The sequence below is a fragment of the Kaistia sp. 32K genome, from assembly GCF_016629525.1.
Taxonomy (GTDB): domain Bacteria; phylum Pseudomonadota; class Alphaproteobacteria; order Rhizobiales; family Kaistiaceae; genus Kaistia.
Genome location: NZ_AP024269.1, coordinates 702,903 through 715,127 on the forward strand (window position 1 = coordinate 702,903; position 12,225 = coordinate 715,127).

Below are 12,225 nucleotides of genomic sequence, written 5' to 3' on the forward strand. Positions count from 1 at the left end.
CGATTGCATCCGGCCCGCGCCGTCTGTCGACGCCGTCAATCGGCCGTAACCAGCTTGCCCCAAGCCCGATCGCTTCTAAAGGTCGGCTACCATGGTAGTCAACTGGAGTCTTCGTGATCGGTGGGGATTTGAGGGCTCGGGTGTTGGGGCCTTCTTTCTGGAGCCTCCCCCTTGAGGGGAGGTCGAAAACGCCCTTCGCGTTTTCGGAAGGGGGCGCTTTGCGCAGCATGCCGCGAATTCGGGAAGAACCCCTCCCCAAGACCGCCAGCAGGCGGTCTTGACCCTCCCTCAAGGGGAGGGTTCAGGGCATCGAGCTTCCCGGGTCGAACGATGGGCCAGACCGCAGTCCGAAAAGCGATGGCTGCGGCGATATCCCCGGATGGTAAACTGGCGAAAGGCCGACTGAGTCGCGCCGATACCGCCACGGACGCCGCCGGTCCGCCATGCGCAGAGCGCGCCCGCCGATTGCCGGTGGGACAAGCCACGGGGAACCATGTTTCGCTTCATCCACGCCGCCGATCTTCATCTCGACAGCCCGTTGCGTGGGCTGGCCCGGCGCGGCGAACTGGCCGGCGTGTTCCTCGAAGCCTCGCGGCGAGCACTGGAAAACCTCGTCCAGGCGGCGATCGATGCGAAGGTCGATTTCGTCGTCATCGCCGGCGATGTCTATGACGGCGACTGGAAGGATTATGCGACGGGGCAGTTCTTCGTCCGCGAGATGGGCCGGCTGGCGCGCGCGGATATCCGCGTCTTCCTGATCCGCGGCAATCACGACGCCGAGTCGCTGATCAGCAAGAGCCTGACCCTGCCTCCCAACGTCTTCAGCTTCTCGGTTCGTTCCGTGCAGACTGAGACGATCGAGGAGCTCCGCGTCGCACTGCATGGGCGCGGTTTCGCCAATCGCCACGTGCCGGACAATGTTGCGCTGACCTATCCCGCCGCGAAACCCGGCTATTTCAACATCGGCGTGCTGCACACCTCGCTGACCGGACGCGACGGCCATGACGCCTATGCGCCGTGCTCGGTCGAGGACCTAGCCCGCGCCGGCTACGATTATTGGGCGCTCGGCCATGTCCACAAGCGCGAGGTCCTCTCCGAGAACCCGGCCATTGTCTTTCCCGGCAATCTGCAGGGGCGGCACGCGCGCGAGACCGGGCCGAAAGGCGCGACGCTCGTCACCGTCACCGACGGCCGCATCACCGACATGCAGGCGCTGACGCTGGACGCGGCGCGGTTCGAGGCGGTCGAGATCGACGCGGCCGGGCTGGCCGACCCGAGGGCGCTGCTCGCCGAAGCGCGGCGGATCATCGCCGAGACGCGCGACGGCGCCGAGGGACGGCCGCTGGCGCTCCGGCTGACGATCACCGGCGAGACGGCGCTGCACGACTATCTCTCGGTCCAGGCCGAGCAGATCCGCGAGGAAATGCAGGCGCTCGCCTGGGAGGCGGGCTCCGACATCCTGATCGAGAAGGTGCGCGACCGCACGACGCCGCGCGGCGAGGCGCGGCTGTCGGCGCTGCTCGGCTTCGACGCCATTCTCGCCGAGATCGCTGCCGACCCCGCTTTCCGGGCCGAAATCGCCCGCACACTTGGCGACATGCGGGCGCGCACGCCGGCGGATGCGCTGGCGCTGCTGGACGCAGCCGATGCCGAGGCCGACATCGTGGCGGGCACCGTCATCGACGCCGCGACCGAGGCCGTGCTGGCGGCGCTCGGCCATGTCGGCAACGAGCCGGAGGGCGCGCGATGAAGCTCCGTACGCTTGGCCTCGAACGCTATGGCCGCTTCACCGACCGGGTGCTGGAATTCTCTTCCGAAGCGCGCGTGACCGTCATCGTCGGCGCCAACGAGGCCGGCAAGACGACGGCGCTCGCCGCCGTCGCCGACGCGCTGTATGGCATCGAGACCCGCTCGCGCTACAATTTCCTGCATGATTACAAGACGATGCGTCTCGCCGCGACGGTCGAGGCGCCGGATGGGCGGACGCTCTCCTTCGCCCGGCTGAAGCGGCTCAACGCGGCGCTGGTCGATCCGGCCGACGAGAAGCCGCTGAACGACGACGCGCTGGCGCCCTTCCTCGGCGCGCATGACCGGCAGGCCTTTCTCGACATTTTCGGCCTCAACCAGAAGCGCCTGCGCGAGGGCGGCGAGAAGCTGCTCGCCGGCGGCGGCGACCTCGCCGAGACGCTTTTGGCGGCGGCGCCCGGTCTCGGCCATGTCGCGGCGCTGCGCGACCGCTTCCAGGACAGTGCTGCCAAGATCTTCAATCCGGCCCGCAAGACGTCGAGCCACCTGTTCCACGTCGCCGTCGACAAGCGCGCCCAGGCGCAGCGCGCCATCCGCGAGCTGGAGCTCCGCGTCGACGAGGTCCGCAAGCTGCGCGACGAGGCCGAACGCGCGGCCGAGGCGCGCGGGGCGGCGGAGCGCGACGAGCGCGCCGCCGACATCGCGCTTGTCCGGGCGCGCGGGCTGGTGCAGGCGGCGCGCGAGCTGCGCATTCTCGACGGCCAGGCGCGGGCGCTGGCGGCGCTCGGCGAACTGCCGGCCGTGCCGGCCGGCTTCGCCACCGGCGCGCGCGAAACCTTGCAGCATCTCGCCTCGGCGAGCGAGCGGCATCGCTTCGCGGCCGACGAGGTGGCGCGCGCCAGTGCGGAACGCGACGGCATCGACCTCGACGACGCGATCCTGCCCTTCGCCGAGACCGTCGAGGTCGTCGATGGCGAGCGCGCGGCCGTCGCCAAGGAATTGTTGAGCCTGCCGAACCGGCGCGCCGAGGCGGCCGAGGCGCGCGCCGCGCTCGAACGGATCGCGCAGGCGCTCGGCCTCGCCGACGTGGCGCGCCTGCTCGCCTCGCTGCCGGACATGCCGCTTCTGGCGCGGGCCGAGGACCTTGCCGATCGCAAGTTCACGGCCGCCGCGGCGGCGGAAGCGCTTTTGCGCGAAAAATCGCGGCAGCTGGCCGATCGGCAGCTCGCCGAGACCGCGCGGGCCGGGCTCGGCCATGTCGCCGACCCGACGCCTTTGCAGCGCCGGCTGGCGCTGCTCGACGGCGCCGAGGAGCGCGAGCGGGCGCTCCGCCAGCTGGAGCACCGGCTCGGCGCGCAGCGGGCGCAGCTCGGCGAGCGAGTCGCCCGACTTGGCCATGGCCTCACCGACGCCGACGTGCTTGCCGCCCTGCCGCTGCCCTCGCTCGGCGCGGCGGAAGCGACGCTCCGGGATCTCAGGCTGGTCGACGATGCGCTCGGCCGGCTGCGGGAGGCGCTTTCGGCGCTCGAGGAAGAGGATGGCCGGGTCGAGGCGCGGCTTGCGCTGTTGAAGTCTGGCCGGCCGGCGCCGACCGACGCTGCGATCGCAGCCGCCCGCCGCGACCGCGATTTGGCGTGGTCGGCGCTGCGGCCGCTGGCGCTCGGCGAACGGTCGCGCCGCGACGGCGACGTCGAGAGCGTCGTCCACCTCGATCGGGCGCTGGTCGCGGCCGACCAGCTCGCCGACGAGCGGCAGGTCGAGACGCAGCGGCTCGCCGAGCTGGCGCAGGCCGAGCGCGACCTCGCCGATCTCGCCGTGCGCAAGGACGCGGCGCGGAAGCGCCTCGCCGAGGCGACGGCGCGGCACGTCGCGGTGCTGCGCGACTGGACGGGACTCTTTGCGCCGTCGGCGCTGACGCTCGAGGCCGACGACCGGGCGCTGGCGTTGTTGCGCGAGGTCGAGAGCATCCGTCAGGCGCGCGACCTCCTGCGCCAGGAGACGGCGCAGGCCGAGGCGCAGCGCGAGTCGATCGCCTTCGAGCGGGCCGAGACCGACCGGCTGCGCGCCCAGCTTGAGCTCCCGACGCTCGGCGATGCGCCGCTCCGCATGGCCGACCTGCGCGACGCGATCGCCGTTGCCGAGGCGCGCTTCCGGAGGGCGCGTGACCATGAGCGCGACCTGAAGCAGCTGGACGCCGGAGAGGCCGATCTCGCGGCGCGCGAACAGGCCGCCACCGAGGCGCTGGCGGCGCTGGTCGCCGAGGCGGGCGAGATCTTTCCGCGCCTTTCGATCCGGACCGAGGCGTCGGCCGGCGAGGCGCGCGCGGCGATCGATCTCTGGCGTGACGCGCTGCGGTTCGCCGCCGAGCTCGGCACGGCCGAGCGCCGCATCGCCGGCATCGAGCGGGACCGTGATCAGTTCGTCGCGCGCGTTGCGGCCCTTTTGGGTGAGCTTGGCGCCGCCGCTGAGGACGATCCCTTCGCGGCGGCGAAGCTGTTGCGCGGCCGTCTCGACCGGGCGCGGCAGCTCCGATCGCGCGCCGACGCGGTCGACGAGGCGGTCGAAGCCCGTCGGCGTGGCCTCGCGGTCGCGGCCGAGGCGCTGCAGGTGGCCGAGGCGGCGATGGCCGGGATCCTCGCGACCGCCGGCTCTGCCGACGAGGCGCTGCTGGCGCCGCTGCTCGACCGGCTCGACCAGGCGGCCCTCTGCGCCGGGCGGATCGCCGAGGCGCGCGAGCGCTTCGAGGGCTTGAGCGGCGGGCGGAGTGCCGACGAGATCCGCGCGGCGATCGACGGTCGCGACGACGAGGCGCTCGCGGTATCGGCCGCCGAAATCGAGGTGGCGCATGCCGATGCGCGCACGGCGCGCGACGCCGCGATCGAGCAGGACACACAGGCGCGCGCCGCCCTTCAGGCGCTGGAGCGCCGCGACGGCGCGGCATCCGCGGCGCAGGACGAGCAGGACGCGGTCGCCGAGATCGCCGAGGCGGTCGAGCGCTTCAGTCGCGACCATGTCGCCGCGCGCCTGCTCTCGGCCGCGATCGAGCGCTACCGGGCCGAGCACCAGAACCCGATCGTCGAACGCGCCTCGCATGCCTTCGAAATGCTGACGGGCGGCGACTGGAGCGGCATCGGCATCGACTATGACGAGGATCCGCCCCGCCTCGCCGCGCTCCGCGATGGCAGGCTGCTGGGTCCGGACGCGCTTTCGGAAGGCACGCGCGACCAGCTCTTCCTGGCGCTGCGCATCGCCGCGATCGAGGAGCACGCGCGCCGCGCGACGCCGCTTCCCTTCATCGCCGACGACCTCTTCATCACCTTCGACGAGAAGCGCACGGAAAACGGCTTCCGCCTGCTCGGCGAGCTCGGCGCCTTCACGCAGGTGATCGTCTTCACCCACCACCTCTACGTCGCCGAACGCGCGGTGGCCGCGCTGGGGAAACAGGCGGCGGTGATCGAGTTGTAGGAGGCGAGGGAAGGGGGAGATCTGGCTCCGGCCTGTGCTCCACGCTCGCCGTCATCCCGGCCCCCGAGCCGGGATCCATTCAGCCGAGGCCTTGGGAAGTCCTGCGGCTGCATGGATCCCTACTTTCGCAGGGATGACGGCGAGGGTGGGGGACGGTTCAGGCGGGCCCGAACGGGGCGCAAACCTCGCTGCCTCTCCCTGATCAACGAGAGGCGAGGAGGCTCAGCGCCTCACCCCGCGCCCGTCGTCCACTCGCCAAAACTCGCGATGAACCGGTCGACCTCTTCCGCCGTGTTGTATTGCGCGAGGCCCACGCGGACGACGCCGCCCTTGTCGATCAGGCCGAGGCGGGTCGTCGGCTCGATGCCGTAATTGTGGCCGTGCCAGAGCGAGATGTTCTTCCTGGCCATCGCCTTGCAGATCTCGGCCGGGTCGGTCCCGGTATAGGTGAAGGAGACGGTGGGAACGCGCCGCGCCAGCGCCTGCTTCTCGGTCAGACCCTGGATCTTCAGCTTCGGGAAGGATTGCAGCCCTTCGATCAGCCTCGCCGTCAGGACGCGCTCATGCGCGTCGACGGCGCGCATGCCGGCGACGAAGCGCTGGCGCCGCGTTGCCTGGTCCGATGCGCCGCCGAACGTGCTGCCGATCCATTCGAAATGCTCGATCGCGCCGCGCACGCCGGCGAGCGACTCGCGGTTGGTGGTGCCGGTCTCGAACTTGCCGGGCGGCGTGTTGGAGGCGGCGCGAACCTTGTAGGCCTCGATTTCGTCGAGCACCTCGCGCCGGCCCCAGAGCACGCCGTGATGCGGGCCGTAGAACTTGTAGGCCGAGCAGACGAGGAGGTCGCAGCCGATCTCCTGCACGTCGATGACGCCATGCGGGGCGAACTGCACGGCGTCGACATAAACCAGCGCGCCGACCGATTTCGCCGCCCGTGCGATCGTCTGCACGTCGTGGATCGTGCCGGTGACGTTCGAGGCATAGCCGATCGCCGCCACCTTGAGCCGGTCGGTGACGAGACTGTCCAGCTGCGTCAGGTCGAACTCGAAGCTGTCGGGATCGAAGTCGATCCAGCGCACGACCAACCCCATGTCCTCCGCCAGCATCAGCCAGGGCGCGACATTGGCGTCGTGGTCCATGCGGGTGAGCAGGATCTCGTCGCCCGGCAGCAGATCGCGGCCGATGGCGCGCGAGATCGCGAAGGTGAGGGTGGTCATGTTCTGGCCGAACACGACTTCGCGCCAGTCGGACGCGTTGAAGAGATCGGCCATCGCCTTGTGCGCTTCCTGCGCGTTGGCGCCGGCGCGCAGCGACGTGTCGAAATAGCCGCCGAGATTGGCGTTGTCCTCGGTGAGCGCCTGCATCATGCGGGCGATCACCCGGCGCGGCACCTGCGTCCCCGCTGGATTGTCGAAGAAGACGGGCGCGTCGGCCCGGTCGGCGATCGCCGGAAATTCACGGCGGATCGCCTCGATGTCCAGGCCTGTCGCAGCGGCGGTGCTGTCGCTCATGGCCGCTTCCTCCCGTTTTGATGTCACGTTGCCCCGCCGTCAGCGGTGAATGGCGATGGCGCGCGCCGGAAATCCCGAGCCGCCTTCGGCCTTCGGCCAGCTCGCCAGGATCAGCGCGCCGGCCTCCGGTACTTCGTCGAGGCGGGCAAGCAGCTCGATCTGCCAGCGGTCGAGCGACAGCACATAGTGCTCCAACGCGTAGCTGCCGACTGACGTCGCGAGGCCGGGATCGGTGTCGATCTGCTCGTGGCCGATCGCCGTGATGCCGCGCTGCTCGAACAGCGCCTCCAGCACGTCGCGCGCCCAGCCGGGCGTATGCGCGACGCCGTCGGCCGAGCGGTTGTAGAAATCGTCGGTATCCGGCCAGCGCTTCCACCAGTCGGTGCGCAGCGCCACGAAGGATTTTTCCGGGATGCGGCCGTTGCGCGCCTCCCACCCTGCGATGTCGTCCAGCGTCGGCGTGGCGTCGGCGTTGGTCGCCACGCGTTCGCTGATGTCGAGAATGACGAGCGGCAGCAGCATCTCTTCGACCGGGATCTGGTCGACGGTCCGGCCCCATTCGATGAAGTGGACCGGCGGATCGACATGCGTGCCCCACTGTCCGACGAATCCGTAGCGATGGACCTGGAATCCATCGCCCCTGGAATGGTCGAACAGCACCTCGCGTTGCTCGTCCGGGAACAGCGCAAAGCGCGGCTGGCCCGGATGGAAGGCATGGCTCAGGTCGGTGAAGGTCGCGCCGGCGAGTTCGGTTCGAAAGAGTTCCCAGAGGCTGCTGCTGCCGTTCATGGTTTTATGGCTCCGGCACGTAGGTCGGGGCGGCCTCGCTGGCGAGCGTCAGCTTGCCGTCCTTGACGCCGATGACCGAGACGGACTTGTCGGGAACGGCGACACCCGGACGGTAGGTGATGGTGCCGGTGACGCCGGGAAGGCCTGATGTCGCGGCGATCGCATCGCGGATCTTGGCGGGTTCGGGCGCGCCGGCGCGCTTGATGGCGTCGGCCATCAGCTTGACGGCGTCATAGCCGAGCGCCGCGAAGGAATTCTCCGGCGCGTTGCCGGTCGCCTTCTTGTAGGCCTCGCTGAAGGCGACGACGGCCGGGCTGCCGCCTTCGCCCATGAAGGCGTGCGTGGTGAAATAGGCGTCGTTCGCGGCGGCGCCGCCGACTTCGACGAGCAGCGGCGTGTCGTAGCCGTCGCCACCGACCACGGGCAGGTTGATGCCGGCCTGGCGGAGCTGCTTCAGGATCAGGCCGATCTCCTCGGCGTTGGACGAGGCATAGATGAAGGCGGGCTGTTCCGGCAGCGCCTTGATCTTGGCGATCTGGGCGGTGAAGGTCTTGTCGCCGATCTTGTAGGTGTCCTGGCCGAGCAGCTTGCCGCCGCCATGCGCGTAGGCGTCCTTGAAATAGTCGGCGAGCAGCGTCGTATATTCGGAGCCGATATCGGTGAGCAGGTAGCCCGTCTTGGCATTGAGCTTGTTGAGCGCGAATTCCGCGCCGACGGCCGCCTGCACGTTGTCGCCGAAGGCGGCGAGGAAGACCTGGTTGCCGAGCTGTTCCGGCAATTTGGGCGAGGTGGCGCCCGGCGTGATGAACGGGATCTTGGCCTTGTCGACCTGCGGGCCGATCGAGAGCACGCTGTCGGAATCGGCGAAGCCGATGATGCCGACCACCTTGTCGCTGTCGATCAGCTGGCTGGCGACGGTCGAGATGACGGTCGCGTCGCTCTTCGAGTCATAGGTCACGAGCTCGATCGGGCTGCCGAGCACGCCGCCGCTAGCGTTGATCTCGGCGACGGCGAGCTTGGCGCCGTTCAGCATCGGCCCGTCAAGCGAGGCCTGCACGCCGGTCAGATTGGCCGGGAAACCGATCTTGATCGGATCCGCCGCCTGGGCGCCGGGGATCGAAATGGCGAAGGCGGCGCCGAGGCCCAAGCCGATGGCCGCCCGTCTGGAGAGCTTCATCATCTGTCTTTTCCCTCTTTATGATTATGGTTCGCCGACTTGCCGGAGAGACCGAACGTCAGTTCGCGGTCTCCCATGATCCCCTTCGGCCGGAAGATCATGATCAGGATAAAGAGGAAGCCGAGCACGATCTGGCTGGCTCCGAACAAGGCGGGGACGGTGAAATCGCCAATGGTGAAGCCGCGCTCGACCGAGCGCAGCACTTCCGACAGCAGCGACACGCAGATGACGCCGATGATCGCGCCCGAGAGCGAGCCCATGCCGCCCAGCACCAACATGGCGATCAGGTTCATCGTCATCGCGAAATAGAAGGTATTGGGCGAGAACGAGCCGAGATAATGCGCGTAGAGCGAGCCGCCGACGCCGGCGAAGAAGGCGCCGATGACGAAGGCGAGCAGGCGGGCGCGCAGCACGCTGATGCCGACGGCGCTCGCCGCGATCGTGTCGTCGCGCACCGCCTTCATCCGCCGCCCGAACGGCGAATAGACCAGCCGCGACAGCACCAGCAGCGTGATGGCCAGCCAGCCGATGACCCAGGGCAGCGTCGTCGCCAGCGGCACGCCGGTGAAGGTCCGCGCGCCGCGGGTGAAATCGGAGGCGTTGATCAGCACGACGTTGACGATGATGAGGAAACCCATCGTCGCGACGGAGACGAAATAGCCGGAGAGACGCATCAGCGGATAGCCGACGATGACGGCGAGGATCGCGGTGAACAGGCCCGCCGCCAGCGTCGCCGGCAGGAAGGGCAGGCTGAACCAGTTGAGCAGATCCGGCAAATGCGGCAGCAGCGCCTTCTTCTGCTGCACGGTCAGCGACAGGATGCCGGCGGCATAGGCGCCGGCGCCGATGAAGCCGACATGGCCGAGCGAAAACACGCCGGTGAAGCCGTTCGAGAGCGAGAGGGACAGCACCAGGATGCTGTTCAGCGCCATCAGAAGCAGGATGCGGACGAAATAGTCGCCCACGACATGCGGGGCCGCGAAGGCGATGATGGCGGCAAGCACAAGTGCGGCGCCGACGGCGAGCGGGATGCGGAAATCGGCCTTCACAGCTTGATCTCCCGGTTTGGCTGCATGAGGCCGCCCGGCCGGAACAGCAGGAAGGCGATCAGGAGAGCGAAGACGATGGCGTCGCGATAGGGAACGACGGTGTCGGGCAGGAAGGCGACGATGAAGATCTCCAGCGCCCCCAGCATGTAGCCGCCGAGCAGCGCGCCCGAGATCGAGCCGAAGCCGCCGATGATCGCCGCGACGAAGGCTTTCAGCAGCGGCGTGAAGCCCATCTGCGGCTGGACAACGCCGGCCTGCGCCGCCCAGAGCACGCCGGCGAGACCGGCAAAGGCGGAGGCGACGAGGAAGGCGACGATGATCAGCCTGTTGACGTCGAGCCCGACCAGCTGCGCCGCCGACATGTCCTCTGCCGCCGCGCGCATGCCGAGGCCGACGGTCGTGCGCGTGATGAACCAGCCGAGGCCGATCAGCGAGACGAAAGTCAGCGCCACGGTCAGGACGTTGATGTTGGTGAAGGTGATGGCGCCGCCGGCGAGCTGCCAGGAGCTGTTCAGCATGTCCGGCAGCGGGAAATTGCGCGGCGACGAGGTGAACAGCAGGATGCCGAGATTTTCCAGGATGTAGGTGACGGCGAGGCTGGTCAGGAGCCGCGTCACGTCGGGGGCGTTGCGGATCGGCCGATAGGCGATGCGCTCGATCAGGAAGCCGGCGATCGCCGAGGCGAGGATGCCGCCGATCAGCGCGGGCACGAACGGCACGCCGATCGCGATCAGGAGCACGGTGGTGAAGGCGCCGACCATCATGACGTCGCCATGGGCGAAATTGGTCAGTTTCAGCACGCCGAAGACGATCGACAGTCCGACCGCGACCAGCGCGTAGAGGCTGCCGAGGCTGACGGCGTTGATCACCTGCTGGAGGATGTATTCGAACTGGCTCATTCGGCCGCCCCCAGATAGGCCTGCGCCACGCGGTCATCGTCGCGAAGCTCGGCGGCATTGCCGGAAAGCGCCACCTTGCCGGTCCGAAGCACATAGGCGCGGTCGGCGAGGTTCAGAGCCAGCGCGATGTTCTGCTCGACCAGCAGCATGGTCATGCCCTGCCGCTTCAGTTCGGCCAGCGCCTCGAAGATGTGACGCACCAAGAGCGGCGCGACGCCGAGCGACGGCTCGTCGAGCAGGAGCAGGCGCGGCGCCGCCATCAGCGCGCGGGCGAGCGCCAGCTGCTGCTGCTCGCCGCCCGACAGCGTGCCGGCCAATTGCCGCCAGCGCTCGCGCAGGATCGGGAACAGCACGAACATCTTCTCGGTGTCGCGGGCGACGCCGTCCGCATCGCTGCGGGTGCAGGCGCCGAGGCGGAGATTTTCCGCGACCGTGAGGCTGCCGAACAGGCGGCGGCCCTCGGGGCTATGGGCGACGCCGAGCCGGACGATCTGCGGCGGCGAGCGACGGTTGATCACCGCCCCGTCGAAGCGGATCGTGCCCGCCTTCGGGCGGGCCAGCCCGGAAATGCTGCGCAAGGTCGTGCTCTTGCCGGCGCCGTTGGCTCCGACCAGCGCGATGACCTCGCCCTCGCGCACGTCGAGCGAGACGCCCTTCAGGGCGCGCACGGCGCCGAAATTGACTTCGAGGTCGTGGACCTGGAGGAGGGGCGTGTCAGCTGTGGCCAAGATACGCCTCCCGGACGCGCGGGTGGCTGCGGACTTCCTCCGGCGTGCCGACGCAGATCACCTCGCCGGTCGCCAGCACCTGGATGCGTTCGCAGAGCCCCATGATCAGGTCCATGTCGTGCTCGACGACGACGACCGCGACGCCGAAGCGGTCGCGGATGGTGCGGATCAGGCCGGCCAGCACCTTGGTCTCGTTGGAATCGAGGCCGGCGGCCGGTTCGTCGAGCAGCAGCAGTTCCGGCCGCGTCGCCAGCGCGCGGGCGATCTCGAGCCGGCGCTGGTCGCCATAGGGGAGGTCGGCGGCGAGGCGGTCCTTCTGTTCGGCGAGGCCCATCAGGTCGAGAAGGTCCGCCGCCACCGCCTCGGCGGCCTCGACGCGCCGGCGATAGAGCGGACCGCGCACGACCGAGGCGATCGGCCCGATCGGCTCGCGCAGCTGCGCCGCCGCCAGCACGTTCTCGCCGACCGTCAGCGTGCCGAACAGCCGCGAGCCCTGGAAGGTGCGGGCGATGCCGAGCGCGACGATGCGCGAGGTGCGCATGCCGACGATGGAGCGGCCCTTGAACTCGATGCGGCCGGAATTCGGCTGCGAGAAGCCGGTGATCAGGTTGAAGAAGGTGCTCTTGCCGGACCCGTTCGGGCCGATGATGCCGACGATTTCGCGCGGCCTGAGCGTGATCGTCTGGTCACGCAGGGCGACGAGCCCCCGGAACGACTTGGTCAGTCCCGATGTCTTGAGCAGGATCTGCTCGTCCGATCTGCCATCCCGCAATGCCAAACTCGATCCCTCAAGAGAACTTGTTTCATGCAGTCAAACTGGTCGTTGTCTTTATTGTATCTCCATCGCCGCGATGGAGATGA

Annotated in this window: 9 protein-coding genes; 2 read left to right on the plus strand and 7 right to left on the minus strand. The window is 69.1% G+C overall.

Annotated features, from left to right (window positions below; all coding sequences use genetic code 11):
• Positions 1-493: 493 nt before the first annotated feature.
• Both K32_RS03020 and K32_RS03025 read left to right on the plus strand, forming a co-directional pair.
• Positions 494-1,750 (plus strand): DNA repair exonuclease, encoded by a 1,257-nt coding sequence (locus K32_RS03020; protein WP_201402602.1) that lies wholly within the window; start codon positions 494-496, stop codon positions 1,748-1,750.
• Positions 1,747-5,211: a YhaN family protein gene (locus K32_RS03025; protein ID WP_201402603.1), complete on the plus strand. Its 3,465-nt coding sequence runs from the start codon at positions 1,747-1,749 to the stop codon at positions 5,209-5,211. The genes K32_RS03020 and K32_RS03025 overlap by 4 nt, the downstream gene beginning before the upstream one ends.
• Before the next feature lie 230 nt (positions 5,212-5,441).
• On the opposite strand, the gene K32_RS03030 is transcribed toward K32_RS03025, so the two are convergent.
• Genes K32_RS03030 through K32_RS03060 form a run of 7 tightly spaced genes read right to left on the minus strand, consistent with a single transcriptional unit; the run spans position 5,442 to position 12,136 of the window.
• Positions 5,442-6,722, minus strand: coding sequence for a cysteine desulfurase-like protein (locus K32_RS03030; RefSeq protein WP_201402604.1), 1,281 nt, complete (start codon positions 6,720-6,722; stop codon positions 5,442-5,444).
• 39 nt (positions 6,723-6,761) lie between these two features.
• Positions 6,762-7,511: a cyclase family protein gene (locus K32_RS03035; protein ID WP_201402605.1), complete on the minus strand. Its 750-nt coding sequence runs from the start codon at positions 7,509-7,511 to the stop codon at positions 6,762-6,764.
• Between the two features lie 4 nt (positions 7,512-7,515).
• A complete protein-coding gene (locus tag K32_RS03040) occupies positions 7,516-8,691 on the minus strand; it encodes an ABC transporter substrate-binding protein (RefSeq protein WP_201402606.1) in 1,176 nt (391 codons plus the stop codon).
• Complete coding sequence (locus K32_RS03045) at positions 8,688-9,737, minus strand: branched-chain amino acid ABC transporter permease (protein WP_201402607.1); 1,050 nt, start codon at positions 9,735-9,737, stop codon at positions 8,688-8,690. The genes K32_RS03040 and K32_RS03045 overlap by 4 nt, the downstream gene beginning before the upstream one ends.
• Positions 9,734-10,636, minus strand: a complete 903-nt coding sequence (locus K32_RS03050; RefSeq protein ID WP_201402608.1) for a branched-chain amino acid ABC transporter permease — start codon at positions 10,634-10,636, stop codon at positions 9,734-9,736. Before K32_RS03050 ends, K32_RS03045 begins: the two co-directional genes overlap by 4 nt.
• Positions 10,633-11,364 carry an ABC transporter ATP-binding protein gene (locus tag K32_RS03055; protein ID WP_201402609.1) on the minus strand — a complete coding sequence of 244 codons (732 nt, stop codon included), beginning with the start codon at positions 11,362-11,364 and terminating at the stop codon, positions 10,633-10,635. The genes K32_RS03050 and K32_RS03055 overlap by 4 nt, the downstream gene beginning before the upstream one ends.
• Positions 11,351-12,136, minus strand: a complete 786-nt coding sequence (locus K32_RS03060) for an ABC transporter ATP-binding protein (RefSeq protein ID WP_201402610.1) — start codon at positions 12,134-12,136, stop codon at positions 11,351-11,353. Before K32_RS03060 ends, K32_RS03055 begins: the two co-directional genes overlap by 14 nt.
• Positions 12,137-12,225 lie beyond the last annotated feature (89 nt).